Source organism: Chloracidobacterium sp. (assembly GCA_025057975.1).
Classification (GTDB): domain Bacteria; phylum Acidobacteriota; class Blastocatellia; order Chloracidobacteriales; family Chloracidobacteriaceae; genus Chloracidobacterium.
In genome coordinates, this window is record JANWUV010000001.1 from 83,730 (window position 1) to 102,901 (window position 19,172).

At 61.8% G+C, this 19,172-nt stretch carries 16 protein-coding genes and 1 tRNA gene; 7 read left to right on the forward strand and 10 right to left on the reverse strand.

Annotated features, from left to right (window positions below; translation table 11 throughout):
* The first annotated feature begins 2 nt into the window (after nt 1-2).
* Nucleotides 3-236, forward strand: a complete 234-nt coding sequence (locus NZ585_00355; GenBank protein ID MCS7078489.1) for a hypothetical protein — start codon at nt 3-5, stop codon at nt 234-236.
* 263 nt (nt 237-499) lie between these two features.
* Complete coding sequence (locus NZ585_00360; protein ID MCS7078490.1) at nt 500-1,258, forward strand: glycerophosphodiester phosphodiesterase; 759 nt, start codon at nt 500-502, stop codon at nt 1,256-1,258.
* On the opposite strand, the gene NZ585_00365 is transcribed toward NZ585_00360, so the two are convergent.
* The 7 genes from NZ585_00365 to gatA form a co-directional block, all read right to left on the reverse strand.
* Entirely contained in the window at nt 1,245-2,705 is a 1,461-nt protein-coding gene (locus NZ585_00365; protein ID MCS7078491.1) for a trypsin-like peptidase domain-containing protein, read from the reverse strand. The two genes, NZ585_00360 and NZ585_00365, sit on opposite strands and share 14 nt — an antisense overlap.
* Nucleotides 2,706-2,855: 150 nt before the next feature.
* Complete coding sequence (locus tag NZ585_00370) at nt 2,856-4,124, reverse strand: ammonium transporter (protein MCS7078492.1); 1,269 nt, start codon at nt 4,122-4,124, stop codon at nt 2,856-2,858.
* Nucleotides 4,121-4,546: a P-II family nitrogen regulator gene (locus NZ585_00375; GenBank protein MCS7078493.1), complete on the reverse strand. Its 426-nt coding sequence runs from the start codon at nt 4,544-4,546 to the stop codon at nt 4,121-4,123. Before NZ585_00375 ends, NZ585_00370 begins: the two co-directional genes overlap by 4 nt.
* On the reverse strand, nt 4,503-4,883 hold the full coding sequence (locus NZ585_00380) for a hypothetical protein (GenBank protein MCS7078494.1): 381 nt from the start codon (nt 4,881-4,883) through the stop codon (nt 4,503-4,505). Before NZ585_00380 ends, NZ585_00375 begins: the two co-directional genes overlap by 44 nt.
* Nucleotides 4,884-4,953: 70 nt before the next feature.
* Nucleotides 4,954-7,971 (reverse strand): ATP-binding protein, encoded by a 3,018-nt coding sequence (locus tag NZ585_00385; protein MCS7078495.1) that lies wholly within the window; start codon nt 7,969-7,971, stop codon nt 4,954-4,956.
* Between the two features lie 189 nt (nt 7,972-8,160).
* Nucleotides 8,161-9,174 (reverse strand): HEAT repeat domain-containing protein, encoded by a 1,014-nt coding sequence (locus NZ585_00390; protein ID MCS7078496.1) that lies wholly within the window; start codon nt 9,172-9,174, stop codon nt 8,161-8,163.
* A 226-nt stretch (nt 9,175-9,400) separates the two neighbouring features.
* Nucleotides 9,401-10,852, reverse strand: coding sequence for an Asp-tRNA(Asn)/Glu-tRNA(Gln) amidotransferase subunit GatA (gatA, locus tag NZ585_00395; protein ID MCS7078497.1), 1,452 nt, complete (start codon nt 10,850-10,852; stop codon nt 9,401-9,403).
* Nucleotides 10,853-11,006: 154 nt separating this feature from the next.
* Here gatA and hutH point away from each other — a divergent pair, with 154 nt between their 5' ends.
* On the forward strand, nt 11,007-12,518 hold the full coding sequence (gene hutH, locus NZ585_00400; protein ID MCS7078498.1) for a histidine ammonia-lyase: 1,512 nt from the start codon (nt 11,007-11,009) through the stop codon (nt 12,516-12,518).
* A 32-nt stretch (nt 12,519-12,550) separates the two neighbouring features.
* On the opposite strand, the gene NZ585_00405 is transcribed toward hutH, so the two are convergent.
* The gene (locus NZ585_00405) at nt 12,551-13,609 is read right to left on the reverse strand and encodes a homoserine dehydrogenase (GenBank protein MCS7078499.1); all 1,059 of its coding nucleotides are present in this window, start codon (nt 13,607-13,609) and stop codon (nt 12,551-12,553) included.
* A 100-nt stretch (nt 13,610-13,709) separates the two neighbouring features.
* On the opposite strand from NZ585_00405, the gene NZ585_00410 reads away from it, so the two are divergent.
* Nucleotides 13,710-13,786: transfer RNA gene (locus NZ585_00410), tRNA-Val, on the forward strand.
* Between the two features lie 12 nt (nt 13,787-13,798).
* On the opposite strand, the gene amrB is transcribed toward NZ585_00410, so the two are convergent.
* A complete protein-coding gene (gene amrB, locus NZ585_00415; GenBank protein ID MCS7078500.1) occupies nt 13,799-15,085 on the reverse strand; it encodes an AmmeMemoRadiSam system protein B in 1,287 nt (428 codons plus the stop codon).
* A gap of 249 nt (nt 15,086-15,334) precedes the next feature.
* Here amrB and NZ585_00420 point away from each other — a divergent pair, with 249 nt between their 5' ends.
* From NZ585_00420 to NZ585_00430, 3 genes are read left to right on the forward strand one after another with little or no spacing between them, the layout of a single operon-like run.
* Complete coding sequence (locus tag NZ585_00420; GenBank protein ID MCS7078501.1) at nt 15,335-15,982, forward strand: sigma-70 family RNA polymerase sigma factor; 648 nt, start codon at nt 15,335-15,337, stop codon at nt 15,980-15,982.
* A 28-nt stretch (nt 15,983-16,010) separates the two neighbouring features.
* Nucleotides 16,011-16,688, forward strand: a complete 678-nt coding sequence (locus tag NZ585_00425; GenBank protein ID MCS7078502.1) for a hypothetical protein — start codon at nt 16,011-16,013, stop codon at nt 16,686-16,688.
* Between the two features lie 14 nt (nt 16,689-16,702).
* Nucleotides 16,703-18,151: a PDZ domain-containing protein gene (locus tag NZ585_00430; GenBank protein ID MCS7078503.1), complete on the forward strand. Its 1,449-nt coding sequence runs from the start codon at nt 16,703-16,705 to the stop codon at nt 18,149-18,151.
* Here the strand turns inward: NZ585_00430 and lpxC are convergent.
* Nucleotides 18,087-19,007: a UDP-3-O-acyl-N-acetylglucosamine deacetylase gene (lpxC, locus tag NZ585_00435; protein MCS7078504.1), complete on the reverse strand. Its 921-nt coding sequence runs from the start codon at nt 19,005-19,007 to the stop codon at nt 18,087-18,089. The genes NZ585_00430 and lpxC overlap by 65 nt on opposite strands.
* Nucleotides 19,008-19,172: the final 165 nt, after the last annotated feature.

Below are 19,172 nucleotides of genomic sequence, written 5' to 3' on the forward strand. Positions count from 1 at the left end.
CAGTGGAAGTGAAAACCATGGGACAGGTTGTTATTTGCGAAGAAAACCGTTTTTCCACCTTTGTCAAGAGTAAAAAGTCCGAAGGCTACCGAGACTTGGAACGCTGGCAACGGTGGTTCGCCGAACGGGGGATTCCATCCGTCATCGCCAGTACGCCAAGCGGCTACGCTCTCTACCGGAATGGGTTGATTCAGGTGGACATCCACGACGACAGACCGGCGCGAGCCGCCGCTTGAGACACAGCGTCAGGGGAGCAACACACAAGTTCCTCTGAGAGGGGGAAGAAGCCTCCCTCCCAATTGGGAGGGAGGCTTCCGATTCACAGCGCGTTGTGATCGAGGCGGGTTGACGGATTTCGTCTCGTGGAGGGAAACGAAATTACCTAGGTCGCTTAAGCGCCCAAGCCCTGCCGTCACAGGGCATGTGAACTAACCAAGTTATACACCCGTCGGTCCCCGCTGGCAACAGGTTTTCACCTTTTTGCGCCGGTCGCTTCTGTATGCCGCGTCCCCTAATCTTCGGACACCGAGGCGCGGCAGGAACGGCGCCGGAAAACACCCACGCGGCCTTTAGGCACGCTTTCGCTGTCGGAGCCGACGGCGTCGAACTGGATGTGCGGTGTTGCGCGTCGGGCGAGTTGGTGGTCATCCACGACGCTACTATTCATCGCACCTCCAACGGCGCAGGCTACGTTGGTCAGCTTTCGCTCAAGGCTTTGCGTACGTTTGACTTTGGCGGATGGCACAGTTCGCAGTTCAGCGGCGAACCTATCCCGACGCTGGAGGAAGTATTCGCACAGCTTCCGGCGGATAGACTCGTCAACGTCGAAATCAAAAACGACGGCTTCCACAGCCATGGCGAAGAAGCGGCGGTGGTGCAGCTTGTCGCCCGCTTCGGCCTACGCGAGCGCTGTTTGATTTCCTCGTTTAACCCACTTGTGCTGTGGCGGCTTCAGCAAGCCGACTCCCGCATTGCGCTGGCCTACCTTTACCGGCCAGAGTCGCCTTGGTACTTGCGCCGCCTACCCATCACTCGCCTGCTGCAACTCAAAGCCATCCATCCTCATCACACGCTGGTGACAGCAGCGAAGGTCGCCGCCGCCCATCGGCGCGGGTTGCAAGTCAATACTTGGACGGTCAACGAAGCAAGCGACTTTGAGCGAGTTCTCGCGTGTGGCGTAGACGGGATCATGACAGATTACCCAGAACGTCTCCTTGCCTGGTTGGACGCATGGCCGTATCGGGTCACGGCAACGTGAACGAAAAGAAGTTGGTGACGGCGCGACGTTCGCCTTGCGGCGTGCGTCCTAACGGACGGCTTACGGCTAGCACCAAGTCGTCGCCGGGACGCAAATCCGCCAACGCCGTGAGAAAATCCTCCGCTGTACGGACAGGACGGCGGTTGACAGCTGTGATGAGCATGCCCTCTTGCAAACCGCTCTCGGCCGCAAGGCTGACCGGGCTGACTTCTGTAATGAGCGCCCCGGCTTGCCCGCTGTAGAGGTCCTTTACGCCGAACTGCATCAGCTTCAGCGGCGAAGCGTCGGCGACATTCAAACCCAGTCGGCGGAGCATGGTTTCCGGTTCGTCGGGCGGTGCGTCGCTAGACGGGCCGCCGCGCCGCTCAAAGCGCGGGCGTGTTGTCCGCACTGGCGGCGAGAGGCGTTCTTCGGTGCGCAGGGTCACGACAGCTGGTTTCCCGTTGCGGAAGTAGCGCACTTCAACAGTAGTGTCGCCGGGCGTCGCCGCCAGCTCGCGGATCAGGTCGCGATCACTGCCGATCCGCCGACCGGCGTATTCGACCACGACATCGCCGCTGCGCAAGCCAGCGGTATAAGCTGCCCCGCCTTCCTCAACGTGCTGAATGAGCGCGCCTTGGTCATCCGGCAGACCATAAACCCGTGCATACTGTGGCGTCACGCGATCAATGTAGACGCCCAGCAGACTGCGCGAGACCTGGCCGCGTTCGATAAGTTGCCGGGTCACGTCGCGGACGGTGGACGAAGGCAAAGCGAATCCGATGCCGCTGTAGCCACCGTCCCGTGAGGCGATTTGCGTATTGACGCCGATGACCTCACCAGCCAAGTTGAGCAGCGGGCCGCCGGAATTCCCAAAGTTGATGGCGGCGTCGGTTTGCAGAAACTGCTGCAGCGTGTTGCGCCGGTCGGTCACGCGATCCTTGGCGCTAATGATGCCAGTCGTCACGGTTTGATCCAATCCGAACGGACTCCCAATCGCCACTACCCATTCCCCAACCCGTAGGGCGTCGGAGTCGCCGAAGGTAAGCGGCTGAATATCGGCGCGTCCAATGAGCTTGAGCACCGCCAGATCGGTTTCAGGGTCGCCGGCGACAAACCGCGCTGGAAGTTGCCTGCCGTCCGCTAACCGAACCGTTAGTCGGGCGGCGTTCTGGACGACATGCAGATTGGTGACAATATGCCCCTCGCGGTCAATGATAAACCCAGAACCGGTTGCGCCGCCCAGGCCGCGCGCCAAGCTCGGACCCGCCGCACGAATGTTGACGACTGCTGGGCGAGCCATCTGCGCCACCCGACTGAAAGCCAAGCTTAGCGCATCAGCGGTTGGTGCAGGCGCAGCTTGAGAAACCGTCCGCCCGTGCCGTCCCACCAGGACGCCCGCGCCAAGGGCGCACATCAGCGCCAAACCAAGCATGGCCGGTCGGAGATACCGTGGTTTGGCCGTCATCGCCGGACCTCCTTCAAACGCCGCACCCGGAGCCGCCGTTTCTTACCCGCTCAGCATGACGGCCGACGGGTGACTGAAAGCCCACAACTCTAGGAACCCTCCGAGAACGCCCCTAGCTGCACCAACGACAGACGAGCCACCATTTGGCGGTCACATCACTGCCGGGTCAAAGAGATCATCGCCGGTGGTCTCGTGGTAAGCGGCTTCGCCATGCGCGTGTCGGTCAATACCTTCGCGCTCTTGGGTTGGAGAAAGCCGCAGCGGGATCACCAACCCCACAAGCTTTAGCAGAACGAACGTCATCACGAGCGTGTAAGCCAACGTCGCTGCGACGGCCATTGCCTGCGTGAGCAAGAGTTTTGGATTGCCGGCAAGCAAGCCGTTTGCGCCCGCTTCATTGAGCGACTGTTGGGCGAACACGCCGGTCAGCAGTGCGCCGCACATACCGCCGACGCCGTGACAGGCGAAGACATCTAGTGTGTCATCCAAGCTCAAGCGGCTGCGCCACTGAATCGCAGCATAGCACGCGGCTGCGGTTAGTCCGCCAATCGCCATAGCGGCTAGCGGTGAGACAAAACCGGCCGCCGGCGTCACACCAACCAACCCCACCACCACCGCCGTTGCCGCGCCTACGGCAGTGGCCTTGCCAGTGCGAAATGTCTCAATCCCCAACCACACTAAAACCGCCGCCGCCGCGCCAGCGTGGGTGGTGACAAGAGCAAGACCGGCTAGACCACCCGCCGTCAACGCCGAACCGGCATTGAACCCAAACCATCCGAACCACAGCAGCCCGGCACCCAAAAGCACGAACGGTACATTGTGCGGGCGCAGCGGTGCCCGCTTGACATCAGTGCGCGCCCCAACTAGTGCGGCGGCGACCAAGGCCGCCGCGCCAGCTGTGATGTGCACGACCGTACCGCCAGCGAAGTCAAGCGCCCCGGCTGACCGAATCCACCCGCCAAGGCCCCAGACCCAGTGGGCAACTGGGGCATAGACGCCGATACACCATACCGCCACAAACAGCAGGTAGGCCCGAAAGTCCATGCGCCCGACGACGGCACCAGCAATAAGCGCCGGCGTGATGGCGGCGAACATCCCCTGAAACGCCGCAAAAGCCAAATGCGGTACCGTTCCGGCGTAGTCCGTCTGGGGTGCGCCGCCGACGCCCTGAAAGCCGGCCCAGGCCGTGCCGCCGAGGATTGCTCCGCCGGGCGAGAACGCCAGCGAGTAGCCGATTAAAACCCACATCAGCGTCGCCACGCAGAGCGCGCCAAAGGTCATCATTAGGGTGTTGAGCACATGCCGCCGGCTGACCAATCCGCCGTAAAAAAACGCCAGTCCCGGCGTCATCAGGAAAACCAAGGCGGCGGAGACCAGAAGCCAAGCAGTATCGCCGGACGAAACACCAGTGTCGTTCATACGGGCTTGTTACCAACGTCGGTGGGGGTTGTCGCCGATGCTTCTTGCAATGCGCGTGCCTGTACCTCATCGGCCGTCAGCGGCGTCAAAGCAGCTTCATTTTCCTCACCGGTGCGGATGCGAATGACACGCTCCAGCGGCTGGACGAAAATCTTCCCATCCCCGACTGCGCCCGTCCTGGCTGCCGTCAGGATGGCGGTGATAGCCGGTTCCACAAACGGCTCAGAAACCGCCATGCGCACTTCCACCTTCTCGGTAAACTCAACCACAATCCGTTGGCCGCGGACGTACTCAATAATCTCCGGCTCACCGCCGTGTCCGCGCACACCGCTGACGGAAAGACCCGTCACGCCGACGCGAAAAAGCGCATTTTTGACCTCAGCCAGCCGTTCCGGCCGGATGATCGCCGTGATGAGCTTCATACCGTTCTTCGCTTTCTTGCCGTCTCACCCACTCCGCCGGCGTGTCTACTTCGACCGGCGGCGCGGCTGACGCTTCTGGTTGAGCGCCGCCGTTGAGGACGGCGCGGCGTGCAGGATACACCTCTTCGGCCAAATAACGGGCGTACGCCTCAAATTCGTCGAAGTCCCCGCCTTGGGCTACGATATACACGTCGTCGCCGACGACTTCAAACAGATAACTTTCACCACACGAGGCAATGTAGCGATACTCCACCCGATCGTCATCTGTTTGCGTGATATACCGTGAGCCAAGGATCATGTTAAGTTTGCCGAGATACGTAGGCTCCAGTTTAACCATAGCTACTGCGCTTCGGTGAGGTTCGGCCTCAATGCAAGGAGTGACGCCAACAGCGCATTATAACGGCGCATTATTCCGTTAGAATCTCATTCAAAACGCGGATGGTGTCATCATCGAGAAGCGGCATTTCGTCATTCCCAACCAAGGCGGCGATTTTGCGAATGGTTTCCTGCGACACCTGCTGTCGCCGACGTTTGAGCCGCTCCCGAATCTCCTCGCGTTGACTGCGCAGAATCTCACGGTGAATCTCTAGACCACGCCGCACCAACTTGAGCGCTCGTTCCTCCGCCTGCCTCAACCGGCTGGCTTCTTCCGGCGCAAAACCGCAGCGACATTTGGGCTGGGTCAGCAGAATTTCTTCAACCGGTTCGTTGCATACCATCTGGTACAGGTTGGAGATTTCGTTGATGGCGTCCACGAGGAAGTCTTGGCGGCTGATGCTGAGCTGCGTGAGCATTTCTAGGTTCTGCCACTCCGAGCTTGAAACCAGCCGGGTGCAGAGCGGCTCAATGACATTGGCCTGGGTCGCGCCAGCGTGTAGCAGGCAGTAAAACTCCGCGTAAACGGGCTGAAACGCTCCAAAGGTGAGGTCCACCTGCTTGCGGTTGTTTGGATAAAACAGCTGCCAAGGTGGCGCGCCCCGCAGCTTGAAGGTGGCGCGAATGCGCTCGGCCGTAGGGTTGTTGGTGGGGAAGCTCTCATTGAGGTAACGCAGCTTAGCTTCACAACTGGCCTGGGCCTGACTGTAGCTGTAAACGGCTTCAAGGATGGCGCGGTCGCGCCACAGCGCATCGAAATCACTGTCGAACAGGAAGCTGATTTCCTCCATTTCTTCAGTGATGGAGCGCCGCATCAAGGCGTGCCGAATGTGCGCCGCAACGCGGTCGAACCGTCGAACAACCTGAATCGCTTCCCAGATTTCCGTCTCTTCCTGTGGGGCTTTCGACAGCGTTTCCAAGGCTTTGGACAGATCACGCTGCCGCCACGCTTGGTAGTACGCGCCAAGTTCCGAGAGCGCACGGTCAACGTCTTCGGGAATGCACATCTCAACGCGCTGGCGGTCTGGCGCCACCAGATGCCCAATCCAGAGCGCCGCATCCAGCGAGAGCGCCTCAGGCATGCCTTCCGGTGAGACCGGCGAGGTGAGCGGCAACAACCACTCCCACATCTGCCACGGCGCTGGCCGGCTGGGCAGCGGAACATCACTAACCGTGCCGTTTCGAAAGACAAACCGCCCCTCTGAAAGATACTTCCGGCGAAACAGCGCTGCGCCGGCTTGCAGGGCTTCGTCAACAATACGCCTTGCGACTTCATCCGTCGGCAGCCCGCCGCCCAGAATCGTTGGGTCGGACAAACACACCAAACGCTTGAGCGCCCAGACATCATCGGTGTCGAGCGCGCCCGGCAGCCAGTGGACGCCTAAGTCATCAGCTCGCAAAGCCTCCAGATCGAAATCGGCTTGACCGGCGCGGCGTGGAAAGTGGACGCGCATCTGGTAATCGTTGCTCCGATGGGACTGAGCCGGCTCCCAGATAATCCCCAGCGCATCTTGGCGGATAACATGCCAGAGGCTGGCGCACTGAAGACTCCACAACTTATCGCCCTGTTGGGCAAAACCGACTGGAAAGTCTTCAAACAGGAGGCTTCCAGAGGCCAGCAGGGCAAGGTTGATGCGCGGATCATTGTCCGACAGCGCCCTGGCATGAGCCGTCACAAGGCTGTCGAGAGCTTCGCCGGGGTGGAGTGGAAAGCGGTATTCACGATTTTCAGGGTCGTCGCCAGTGACGATGACGTTCTTCGCCAGCGCCTTGATTTGCTGAAGCAAGGCCGCCGACAACTTGTAGGTCGGCTTCTGGCCATACAGGTCATAAAACAAGATACCGTTGGTCAGGTCGGCCACCGTCGCTGGAATGCCGGCCAGCGAGTGCATGAGAATCGCCTTGAGCAGCATGCGCGTATGCAAACGCTGCCCTTGGCTGATGCGTGGAATAACCGCCTCCACCGCTTGATCGTAGTTCTCAAAGGCATGGGCTAGCGACGGCGTACTCCGCAGCATCGGCTCAAGCACGTCAAACATTTCGTCCACAGTGAAGAGGCTTTCCGCCGGCCGGTTCCGAATCCGCTCCGCCGCCTTCAATGCGAAGGCTGGAAAGGAAAAACCACTCAGGTAGCGCCGCAGCCGAACACCAATGTCCCATGCCATCGGATGGAGCGGGTACAGGTTGATGAGCCGCTGTTCATCCAGCTGAAGCTTAGGCAACTTGTGTTGTAGTTGTTCCCGCACTTGGGTGACGGCGTGCCGCTGCCGGGCGTTTTTGGTCAGCAAGTGCGCGCCAATAAGCGCTGGAATGGCGTTTTCACCGAGGTATTCAATGACATACCTGCCAAGCAACGCGCTTACCTGTTCCGCCGACAGCCGCCGTCCGCGGGCGCTGTCGAGTAGAGTGTCCGTCGCCGACACATAGACGCACAACGGCGCTTGCTGTGAGACACGGCTCAGGAGTTCAAGCGTCCCCACCACAACGCCTGCCGTCCGAGGCGTTCGCTCATAGAGCAGGTCGTCAAGACCGTCAATCACGATGACCACCCCATCAGTCGGCGGCAACGACCGACAGGCAGTAAGCAGGTCGTCCACCATCGGCGTCACACCATCCGGCGGCGGCGTGGAAGTCGTCAGCATGTAGCTCAGGAAGCGCGCCAAGTAGTCCAGCGGGGCAAGCGTAGTGTCCGACCGGCTGACTTGCCCACTGTAAAAACTGACGATATGCCAACGCCGTGACCCAAGCTGGGCATGAATCTCCTGCAACCGCTGTGAAACCTGACCAAGCGGTTTGCCTGCAAACTGCGCCAGCGCATGCACCAACCGTAACAGAAACGATTTGCCGCTACCCGGCGGCCCAACCAGCAATGACGCCCGATGACCGGCGGGTGTCGGTATGATCAACCGTTCGCTCAGACGCTGAAGAACATCGCCGAACTCATACGTCAGCAATGCCCGCTGGAGCAGGTCACGCTCCCACCCAGGCGTAGAGAAATCCACTGGCGTGAACTCAGCGACATTGAGGCAGTCTCGAATTTTTGAAGCCATAGGTCAAAGCTGGCAACGCCGTCAGACAGCACACGGCGTCCTCAACGCCAAGATGCGCAACTAGTTTTCCGAGCAAACGTCAGGCATCGGGTTTGAGATGTTATGGGCACCGTGTCTAGTGTTTACGCCCATCATACTCGCCCCACAGGCGGGACGCCATGCTTCACGAGGGGTTTCTCAATCCTAGGTTTAGCTCCGTGAGCGGGCGCGGTTGGTGGGCTGTCGCGCCGGATTCAGTTTCCCAGATGAAGAACGGGCGCGCACCGCCGTCACCAAGCGTAGGTAGGCCGCCGCCGCTCGATACCGCACGGCGTCTTTGGGGTCTTGAAAGAGCGGCACAAGGTCACGTCGCGCCACTGTCTGTTCACTCATCGCCAGCGCATGAACGGCGGCGGCGCGAACCGTCCAATCTTCATCTGTCAACGCCTCGCGCAGCATGGCGACGGTTTCGGCGTCCTTGACAGGCGGTAGAACGGCGATGGCCTGCGCACGGCCTGAGAGGTTAGCGTCCGCCAGCAGCCCTGCCAACGAGGAAAGTCCCATGCCAAGGCCCGGCACGGGCATAAACCCGATCCCATACCGAAAAGCCAGCCGGAAAAAGCCGCCGGGCGTTTTCATCGAACGAAACAACGCGCGGCGCTGACTTGAAAAATACCCTGATTTGGCTCGCCGCTCGCCGGCCACGATGTCGAGGAGGGCCTGTTTTCCGTCCGCATTCCCGTGCGCATAGAGCGCTTTGGCAGCAGCGAAGGCGACTTCCGGCGTCTCACTGTTCAGGGCCTTTCTGAGCAATGGCACGGCGCGCGGGTCGCGCAAGCCAGCGAGCGTAGCGCAGGCGGCAACCTGAACGTGCATGTCCTTATCAGCGATAGCGGTTTCCAGCAGCGGGAAGGGATCGTTCTCAACGCGGGTCAAGCTCAACGCTATGACAACTTCGCGCCGTCGGTCGGCGTTTCGCTCGGTCAACCCCTGCGCCAAGATGATCCGCGCCGCTTCAAGAGCAGCCCCGCGTTCCTCCGGCGTTTCTTCCTTCGCCGGTTGCGGAGAGCCGACCGCTGTACCACTTGCTACTGTACCACCCGCTACGCCAGTGGCGACGCTGAGCGGCGACTGCGCGTTTGCCGTTACGGCTAGCAAGCCACTCAGCAGCAGCACGCTGCTTTGTCGCCGGACGGAACTTTCTGACTTGCTCCGCAGAGACATTTTTTTCACGCCAAGTCGAGTCAAAAACAGCAGCCGGACGGCGGCTGCGTCCACCACCGCCTTGTCGAAAGCCTGTCCCTCAGAGATTGCTCTACAGCGTCATGGAGCCGGAAGCCACTCCATTTCTACGGAACGGCGGCTTAGGCATCGCTACCGGCAGAACGCCATCGTCATCTTTCAAAGATCTTTACAACTCAAGGCGACGACGTTCCCTGTCGGGAAGCGACTACAGCGCTAACACGCGCTCCAACATTCGACCCGCCCGGAACATCCGGCTTTCCTCAAAGGCAGGAGCGATGATCTGGAGGCCGATCGGTAGCCCTTCGACGCTCTTTCCGCAGGGCAAACTCATACCGGGTACGCCGGCCAGGTTGAGCGTTACGGTGTAGATGTCCGACAGATACATCTGCAGGGGGTCGCCCGTCTTCTCACCCAGTTTGAAAGCAGGCGTCGGCGTGGTGGGCGTCACGATGACCTCGCATTGTTCAAATGCGCGGTCGAAATCACGCCGCAAAAGCGTCCGCACCTTCTGCGCTTTCAGGTAATAGGCGTCGTAGTAGCCCGACGACAGGGCATATGTGCCTAGCAAGATGCGCCGCTTGACTTCGGGGCCGAAGCCCTGCTCGCGGCTTAGGGCGTACAGATCGTGAACCGTCGTCACATCCGGCGCGCGGTAGCCGTACCGCACACCGTCAAAGCGCGCCAGGTTAGCGCTGGCCTCGGCCATAGCGATGATGTAGTAGTCAGCGATGGCATAGTCGAGGTGTGGCAGCGACACTTCAACGAGCCTCGCGCCAAGCCGCTCATAGGCTTTGAGCGCCGTCCGAACGGCGGCTTCCACTTCAGCGTCCAGTCCGGCACCGAAGGCTTCCTGCGCTACCCCGATGCGCCAACCACGCAGGTCGGCGTCGCCGTCGTCAGAAAGCTCTGCTAGGTAGTCCGGGACCGGATGCAGCGAACTGGTGGCGTCGTGTTCGTCGTAGCCGGCCATGACGCCGAGCATGCGCGCCGCATCGCGGACGGTGCGCGTCATCGGGCCGATTTGGTCAAGTGACGAACCAAACGCGACCAATCCGTAACGCGATACGCGGCCGTAAGTCGGCTTGACGCCGACAATTCCGCAAAAGGCGGCCGGCTGCCGAATCGAGCCGCCGGTGTCGCTGCCGGTGGCCGCCAGACATAGCCCGGCCGCTACCGCCGCCGCGCTGCCGCCGCTCGAGCCACCAGGTACGCGGGTTGGGTCGAGCGGATGCCGTACGGGGCCGAACGCCGAGTTTTCATTTGACGACCCCATGGCGAACTCATCCAGATTCGCCTTGCCGACAATGACCGCACCGGCGGCTTCCAGTCGCGCCACGGCCGTCGCCGTGTAGGTCGCCGTATAGTTCGCCAGCATTCGGGAGGCGCAGGTCGTCCGCGTTCCGGCCAGACACTGGTTGTCCTTGACGACGATGGGCACACCCTCCAACGGCCGCAGCGGCTCGCCGGCGGCGATTCGCGCATCGGTCATCGCCGCCTGTTCCAGCGCCCGGTCGGGCAGCGTGGACAATAGCGCGTTGAGGTCGGGGTTGCGCTGTTCAATGGCCGCCAGCGCCGCCCGACAGACTTCGGTCGCCGAACAGTCGCGCGCCCGCAACGCCGCATGCAGGCGGTCAATGTCAAAATCAAGTAGATTCACCACGGTTACGCTAAAAAACGGTATGGTGTCGCCGACGACCAAGGTCGTCGGCCACGGCGACGGTAACTGGTCGCCTACGCGGTCGTCAATTTGACGACCGCCGTGATGAACCGGCGGTGCCGGTTTTCAGGCTTTCCAAACGGAGCAGCCCCCCATGCAACTCAGTGGACAGAACTTAACCCTGCAAAACGTCGTGGACGTAGCGCGCCGTACCTCAGTACAGGTGGAGATTGCGCCGGAGGCGCTTGCCCGCATGGCCGAAGCCCGCGCGGTTGTTGCGTCCATTGTGGCGCAGGGGCGCATCGTATACGGCGTCAATACGGGCTTCGGCAAGCTTTCTTCCGTCACCATCCCGCCGACGGCGTTGGCCGAGCTTCAGGTCAACTTGGTGCGTTCACATGCTTGCGGCGTTGGTCGTCCGCTTTCTGAAGCCGAAACGCGTGCGATGATGCTGCTGCGGGCGAATGTTTTGGCGCGTGGATTTTCCGGGGTGCGTCCAGTCGTTGTGGAGCGGCTGGTCGGCTTGCTCAACGCAGGCGTGCACCCAGTCATCCCAGAGAAAGGATCGGTCGGGGCCAGCGGCGATCTGGCCCCGTTGGCCCATCTGGCTCTTGTACTTATCGGGGAAGGCGAAGCCTTCTTTCGCGGCGAGCGGCTTCCCGGACACGTGGCACTGGCGCGGGCCGGTTTGGAGCCGCTGACGCTTGAAGCCAAGGAAGGGCTAGCGCTGCTCAATGGAACGCAGGCGATGTGCGCTGTCGGCGGGCTGGCGCTGGCGCGGTTGCTCGAACTAGCCGAACTAGCCGATGTCGCTGGGGCGCTGTCGCTTGACGCGCTACATGGTACGGCCGCGGCCTTCGACGCACGCATCCACGCCGCGCGGCCTCACAGCGGACAGATCGCCGTCGCTGCTCATTTGCGCGACTTGCTCGCCGGCAGCGAGATTCTAGCCTCGCACCGGGATTGCCCGCGCGTACAGGACGCCTACAGTCTGCGGTGTATGCCGCAGGTTCACGGCGCGGTGCGCGATGTCCTTGAATTTGCACGGCGGACGCTTGAAACCGAGTTCAACAGCGCCACCGACAACCCCCTCGTCTTTACGGACACCGGCGACGTGCTTTCCGGCGGCAACTTTCACGGTGCGCCCGTTGCGTTGGCGCTGGACGCCTGCGCCATAGCTGCCGCAACGTTAGGTGGCATCGCCGAGCGCCGCATTGAGCGCCTGCTCAACCCTGATTTGTCGGGGTTGCCGGCGTTTCTGGCGCGTCAGCCGGGTACGCAGTCGGGGCTGATGATGGCGCAAGTGACGGCGGCGGCGCTGTGTAATGAAAATATGGGACTGGCGCACCCCGCCTCGGTCGGATCCTTGCCGACGGGTGCGGCCAAGGAAGATTTTGTCTCCATGGGGATGACGGCGGCGCTCAAGCTCCGCACCGTCGCCGAAAACGTCGCTGACATTTTGGCGATTGAGTTACTGGCGGCGACGCAGGCGCTCCCGTTTTTGCGCCCGCGCCGAACCAGCCCACGGCTGCAACGAGTCGAGGAGGTTCTACTCGCCATCGTCCCGCCGCTGGAAGGCGACACGCCGCTGACGCCGTACATCGCCGCCATTCGAGAGCGGCTCAGCGAAGTTTTAGCCGCAGCAAACGCCACCCCGACACCGTAACTGTGAAGTGGACTTTCCGCACACGGCGGTGTTTACGGGGCGATGTCGCGCGCAATGGATAAAACGTCGCGTAACATGGCAGCGGCCGTCCCCACTGGGCCGTCCTCCATGCTGAACGCGGTTGTCCGCCCGAAGATGTCGCTCTGATAGACAATGCCGGCTTCCTGCATGCCAAGTCGCGCCAGCGGATGGTCGGCTGGAACGGCCGTCGGACGGACGCTTAGGGCGTAGCGGCCATCCGGGCCGCGTTCCGCCTTGGCCAGCAGAATCAAGCCGCCGCCGTTGCGCCGCGCCTGCCGGATGTCGTCGGGGGTGACGCGAGTGATGCCCTCTACGGCGATGTCGGTCAGGCGGGTCGGTTGGCGCAGGACAGCGTTAGCCAGAATGAGCAGCTTGTTAGCGGCGTCCCAGCCTTCAACGTCCAGCGTTGGGTCCGGCTCGGCGATTCCAATACGCTGCGCTTCCGCCAGCGCCTCGGCGTAGGTTTTCCCTTCGCCCATCAGTGTCAGCATGACCTGTGTGGTGCCATTGAGAACGGCTTCGATGGAGCGAATCTCCCCGCCGGCTAGGTCACGCCACCCGATGTTAACGCTTGGAAGCGCGCCGGCGACTGCACCGCTGAAACGCAGCCGCGGCCGCTGCGGATCGCCGGACCAGTCGCTCAGTCGGGCCAGTTCATCGAAGGCGACTACCAGGGCTCCCTTGCTGGCCATCACAACGTGCAGCCCCCGTTGCAGCGCCGTACGGACCAGATCGAGGCCCGGCTGTCCGGTGTGAATGTCCGTCGGCGTGGCTTCAAGGAGGAGATCGGCTACAAGTTCCCGAACCGCTGCCGCCATCTCCATGGACTGAATGTTGCCGCCGGCCAGCGCCGTCACGCCGCGCCGTGCGCGCTTGCAGGCGACGATGGCGGCTGTGTCCAGCCCGTGTTCGGAGGCGATACAGCCGGAGGAATCGGCGACAGCGACAAACTCAAGCGCCACACCGTAGCGTTTACGCAGCAGCGCCGTGCGCGCTGGAAGAATCTCTAGGAATGTGCGACCGATGTTGCCCAAACCGGTCAAGATGCAACGTAGCGTGCGTGTTTCCATCGAAATGCACCCTGTAGGTCACAGCGACGGCTGTGATTGACGTTTAGCGCGCCGGTTTGCTAGCTTCTCTGCTCACCGTTGCTCCTTTGGCGAGGCAAATGGGCGGTTAGTCTCAGTTGGTAGAGCACTCGCTTCACACGCGAGGGGTCACAGGTTCGAGTCCTGTACCGCCCACCACTTTCCCACTGTCTACGCTTCCCCGGCTTCCTTGCGCCAAGCAGCCGCCGCGCCGTAGGTCACCGCCGAACGAGTTGGCCGTTCCTGCCACTGTTCGTAGTAAAGTACCCGTCCCTCGGTCGGCCCGAACGCCGCCAGCGCATCGAGGTACGCCATCAGCGGCGGAAAACCGCAAACGCGCCGCGCGTCGCCGTCGCGCGCAATGTGGTCAAGAACGGCCTGACTGTCCCCGGCGGCGACGTGCTCAAGTAACTCGGCGTCGGCGCGTTCCAACGTTTGGGCTTGGGTTCGTGCGTCAAAGTCGTCGCCGAACTTTGGGCCGACGTGCGCCAAGTCGCCGCCGACCAGCAGCACCGTCCGATAGGGCGTCTCTGTTAGCGTTGTGCACAGGGCTTGAATAAACATTTCATAGTCGGCGCGCGCCTGCTCACGTTCGGCTTGATCCGTGGCGTAGAGTCCATGGAACGACGTACACAGAATTGGCGTCATCCGCACCGGCCGCGCGCTGCCAGAGGGCGCGTCAAAAAGATGCCGCAGGAACACGGCCTGAAACTCAATCGAGTGTTCCCGCCGGTGCGCCGTGTCGTCGGCGCTGATGGAAAAGCCGAGCCGCGCTTCCAGCCGGTCGAGGAAGTCACGGTCGCAGGGGAGCAGCCCTAGTGGCGTGTCGTAGTCCTTCCGCGACGCGATGAACAGCCCCTCGCCCCCATAATGGGACGTGCCAAGGACGACAAAATTGATCGGTTCGTCGGAAGGAACGGTTTCCGCCAATTGCTGAATGAGGCGATACGCCGGAGCGTAGGCGCGTTCCCCCACTCGCAAGTCAATGTGCGGCGCTACCACACCAACCAACCGCTCAATCGGCGGATGTCCCGCCGGCGCAGCGGGCGCATGCGCCAGAATGGTTTCCAACCGTTCACGGAGGGCGCTCGGCTCAGATGGGTAGCTCGCACCGGCATGAACCGCCGGACGCACGGTCGCTGCCCGAAACGCCGCCAGATGTTCGGCGGCGAAGGCGGCAAAGCGTGGGCTGTCCAACAGCAACCATTCATCAAGTTTTTCGATAATGGTGCGAATGTCACGGGCGGACCACCGCCCGCCGAAGCGCTGCGCCAAGATGTCCGGCAGTTCTGCGAGCGTCGCTCGCCCATCACAGGCAAGCAGCAGCGGTGCCAGATGGAGATCCAACGCGCAGCCTTCAATGAACCCCTGCGGGTCGTGGAGCAGCATCAGCCCTGCCTCCCTGTCAACGAAAAGTTGAAGGGGGCGTAGGCGCGGCCGGTCGAGCAAGCCAAACATGGTGTCTCCTCATCTCAAGTGGTTTGCATGGTCGCCAGGGAGTAGCGCACGCACTGTAGCACTTGTGTTTGCCCCGTGAACACGGTATGCCATAGACAAACTGCCGGTCATGGGCGGCGAAAATGGCTGGATTTTTGGAACTTTCAACATAGTTGCACGTGAACCTTTGTCAAACTGCGCCATCGCACGTTGCCTTACTAGGCGGGCGACTTTGTGCGTTGAGATTGTGAGTTGAGGAATAAACGCCGAATGTCCCATCCGATAAGCAGCGCCCTAACCTATCCTCTTCACACCGAGGTGCGGCGGGTCGTGACGGTTGACGCCGCCGGCGACCACGAACTGATCGCAGCGGTTCAGGCCGGAGACGAGCAGGCGTTTCAGGAACTCGTACGGCGCTACCGCAACCCAATTACGAACTTTCTCTTTCGGATGCTCGACGACTACGACCGCGCCGTAGAGTTGGCGCAGGAGACGTTCTTGCGCGTTTATGCCAATGCAGCGCGCTACCGAGCGACGTTTCATTTTTCCACCTACATTTACCGGATTGCGACCAATCTGGCGATCAGCGAACTACGGCAGCGCCGCCGGCGCAAACTTGTATCGCTGTTTACGCCGTGGTCGTGTCAACAAGACGACGAGGAAGAGTCACCGCTAGATATACCCGACGAGCGCCCGCTCCAAGACGCCGATCTGATTGAACGTGAGCGGCGGGCCGCCGTGGCGCGCGCGATTCAAACGCTGCCGGAAAAGTACCGTGCGGCGTTGGTGCTGCGTGACGTGGAAGGCCTGAGCTACGAGGAAATCGCCGGTGTCCTGAAGATTTCCGAGGGAACGGTGAAATCGCGCATCAATCGCGCTCGTGGGTTGTTACGCGACAAGCTGCGCGCCTACCTGTAGCGTTGCGCTGTCCGTAGGAGAGACCATTATGGCGAACTGCCACATCATCCGTCGTCAACTGGAAGCTGTTGAATATGACACGGACGCCTTGCCGCCGAACGCCGCTGACCATTTGACACAGTGCATAGACTGCCGAACCTTTGCCTCTCAGATGCAAGGTCTGCGGGCGTTGCTTGCGGATCAACCACGGGTGGCGCCGCCGGCGACCTTTGACGCTGAGATTCGGCTTCGTCTAAGCCGCGAGGCGCACCGCTTCCAAGACCCATGGCTGGCTTGGATACCAACGCCGGTGTTGGCGTCCATTGCGGCGGCTGTCGTTGTCGCGAGCGCCTTGGCCGTACGCTCCTCTATGCCATTGGCGCTCCAGACGCCGGCACCAACGATCACTGAAGCGCTGACCAAGCCCACCCTCCCTGACCAAACCTTGGCGACAACCCTTCGCGCCCAACTTGGTGCGACTACGCCGACAGCGCGCCCGGTGCTCCCCCCACGCGCCTTGCCAGCGGCAACGCGCTTGGGTCGCGCTGCTTCGGCGTCATTTCATCCATCGCCGCCGGCCGAGACCGCCGGCATGGTGGTTTTGTGGCGCGGACGGTCAGGTGAGCGCATTGTCCGCTTGCCCAAGGTTATCTACGGCGTGCAGCCCGTCGTTGAGCGCCGCGCCGCCTCTTCCAACGGTGAAGCGTCCGACGATTCCGTGTTTTAGGTGACCTGTCCGCTATGTCATATCGCGCGTGCGCGTTAGCTGCCGGTTGTCTGGTCGGCAGCGTGCTGTTCTTCGCTGTCGGACAGTCCCAAGTTGTGGAACGGCTGCGGAGTAACCCGCCAGCGCGCAAAGCCGATCCGACTGGCGTGGGACAGTGGTTGGTGACGGTAACCCACCACGTCACTATGGGTGAACTCACGGCAGTGATGGAAGATGCTGCGACGGCGGCGGTGCTTGATGGCGCGTGCGCTCCGACCGACATTGTGCTCACCAACGTCACGACCGGCGTCGTAGTGGACGCTGAAGGACACGTTCTCACGCAGCTGGCCAATCTCCCGCCGGGTCATAAAAACCCGACCATCGTAGTGCAAACCCATGATCGGCAGACATTCCGCGCTCGGTTTATTGGTCGGGACGGCGCAACAGGAATGTGTGTGCTTCACGTACCGGGGCTGCCGGTCGCACCGCCGCCGGTGGCGTCTATTGCACCGCCGAAACCCAAGTTCTCAGTTCGGGAGACGCGCACGCCGGGCAAGCCGCCGACAGTTCGCATCATGCTGCCGATGTTCCGGCCGACGACCGCCTCTACCCTGCATAGTCGTCCTGAGGAATTGCCGCCCTTGGTCTGGGACGAGATTGTGACCGACTGGGAGACGGAGCTGTTGCTTGCGCCGCCAGCAGAGGCCAACTGTGGCGTGGCGGTTGACGAGCGTAATCGTCTCGTGGCGATTGTCCAACCGAAAGACCGGCGACTGCGCGTTCTGCCAATGGAGGATGTCCGGCGGGTCACGCAACGGATTATCGCGGCTGGGCAAAGCGTTCCGCATGGTTGGCTGGGGATTGAAGGTAAAACCCTCACCACTTTCCCAGCCGACGAGCGCGCCCGATTGAGTGTGCAGTCTGCCTATGGCGTCGTGGTCACAGCGGTCGTGCCGGGTAGCCCGGCCGAGGAAGCTGGGTTGACGCCGGGGGATGTTATCCTCAAGGCCGATGGCCGTCCCTTGGAGTCCCGCCGGGAGTTGAACGAGGTCGTGGTCGGTCATGCGGCCGGTGACGTTCTGGAATTAGTCGTGGAACGCGCCGGAAAGCCTCGGACATGCCGCGTCACGCTTGGTTCGCCGGAAGAAGCGCCGACGCTGAAGCCGCCGCCGGCGGAACACCTGGCGATTGGGTTGATCACATCCGATATGACGCCGCAACTTGCCGCCTTCTTTGGAGCGGCGGGCGGTTTGCTTGTCACTCACGTTGTCCCCGATAGTCCGGCCGCCGTCGCCGGTTTTCGCTCCGGCGACGTGATTACAGCCGTTGATGGACAGCCTGTCCATTCCAGTGAAGACTTGTCGGCGGCCCTGTTGCGGAGCATGAGCCGGGACGGTGAAACGTCGGTGACATTGGATATCATCCGTGAGCGGCAAGCGCAGCGGCTCGTGGTGTCGCTTCCGGCTCCGACGCCGAGGTGGTGACAACCTCGCCGTTGACCGTCCAAGCGGCGGCTTCTCGCACCAGCCGCCTGATAAGCGCCGCGTGCAAGCCGTGACCGGAACGCTCGGCGATAATCCGCCCCTGAAACGCCATTCCCAAAAGGGCGAGGTCGCCGATGATGTCAAGCGCTTTATGGCGCGCGAACTCATTGGGGAACCGCAGCGGCTCCGGGCTGAGGATGGTTGTGTCGTCCAGCACAATGGCGTTCTCTAGCGTCGCGCCGCGGACAAGGCCACTATTGCGGAGCGCTTCGGCTTCAGCCAGAAAACCAAAGGTACGGGCCGGGGCGATGTCGCGGCGATAGTTTTCGGGCGTGATGGCGACGGCGAAAGTTTGCCGTCCAATGCAGGGATGGGCGAACTCAATCGTGCTCTCAATGAAAAAACCGTCGCTCGGCTCAACGGCGATGCGACGGTTGCCTTCAACGACTTCGATACGCCGCTCGATGCGCAACGTCCGCCGGGGACGATCCAAAGTCAGCGTCCCGGCTTCCATAACGGCGGTGACGAATGGACGCGCGCTCCCATCCAGAATCGGCACCTCACAATTGGTCAGGTCGAGGATAGCGTTGTCTATGCCGCAGCCGTACAGCGCCGAAAGAACATGCTCCACGGTTGAGACCATGACGCCTGCCCGCATAAGCGTCGTCGCGTAGCTAACATGCGCAACGTGGCAGGGCGCGGCAGGGACTTCAAAGCCGTTTAAGTCCACCCGCCGAAATACATAACCGGTATCCGGCGGGGCCGGGCAAAGCGTCAGTTCCACTTCCTGTCCGGTGTGCAGGCCGACGCCGCGAACCGAAACGGCGCGGCGCAAGGTTGTTTGGTAAGTTGTCATGCCGATAGTTCGCTACCCTAAGGGGTGTCGCCACCGCCGGTCATCGGCGGCCCAAGTTAGGGCAGGCAGCTTGCGTGCCATTTCGAGCTTGGCGCTGGAGAAACACCAAAATCCCTACCAATCAAAAGCTTGCCCCACACCGACGCGCCCTGCCTAACACCGCCG

Excerpts from the sequence above, each read along its gene's own strand:
- NZ585_00360 (MCS7078490.1), top strand. The coding sequence starts at position 500 with ATGCCGCGTCCCCTAATCTTCGGACACCGAGGCGCGGCAGGAACGGCG.
- NZ585_00365 (MCS7078491.1), bottom strand. The coding sequence starts at position 2,705 with ATGACGGCCAAACCACGGTATCTCCGACCGGCCATGCTTGGTTTGGCG.
- NZ585_00370 (MCS7078492.1), bottom strand. The coding sequence starts at position 4,124 with ATGAACGACACTGGTGTTTCGTCCGGCGATACTGCTTGGCTTCTGGTC.
- NZ585_00375 (MCS7078493.1), bottom strand. The coding sequence starts at position 4,546 with ATGAAGCTCATCACGGCGATCATCCGGCCGGAACGGCTGGCTGAGGTC.
- NZ585_00380 (MCS7078494.1), bottom strand. The coding sequence starts at position 4,883 with ATGGTTAAACTGGAGCCTACGTATCTCGGCAAACTTAACATGATCCTT.
- NZ585_00385 (MCS7078495.1), bottom strand. The coding sequence starts at position 7,971 with ATGGCTTCAAAAATTCGAGACTGCCTCAATGTCGCTGAGTTCACGCCA.
- NZ585_00390 (MCS7078496.1), bottom strand. The coding sequence starts at position 9,174 with ATGTCTCTGCGGAGCAAGTCAGAAAGTTCCGTCCGGCGACAAAGCAGC.
- hutH (MCS7078498.1), top strand. The coding sequence starts at position 11,007 with ATGCAACTCAGTGGACAGAACTTAACCCTGCAAAACGTCGTGGACGTA.
- NZ585_00405 (MCS7078499.1), bottom strand. The coding sequence starts at position 13,609 with ATGGAAACACGCACGCTACGTTGCATCTTGACCGGTTTGGGCAACATC.
- amrB (MCS7078500.1), bottom strand. The coding sequence starts at position 15,085 with ATGTTTGGCTTGCTCGACCGGCCGCGCCTACGCCCCCTTCAACTTTTC.
- NZ585_00420 (MCS7078501.1), top strand. The coding sequence starts at position 15,335 with ATGTCCCATCCGATAAGCAGCGCCCTAACCTATCCTCTTCACACCGAG.
- NZ585_00425 (MCS7078502.1), top strand. The coding sequence starts at position 16,011 with ATGGCGAACTGCCACATCATCCGTCGTCAACTGGAAGCTGTTGAATAT.
- NZ585_00430 (MCS7078503.1), top strand. The coding sequence starts at position 16,703 with ATGTCATATCGCGCGTGCGCGTTAGCTGCCGGTTGTCTGGTCGGCAGC.
- lpxC (MCS7078504.1), bottom strand. The coding sequence starts at position 19,007 with ATGACAACTTACCAAACAACCTTGCGCCGCGCCGTTTCGGTTCGCGGC.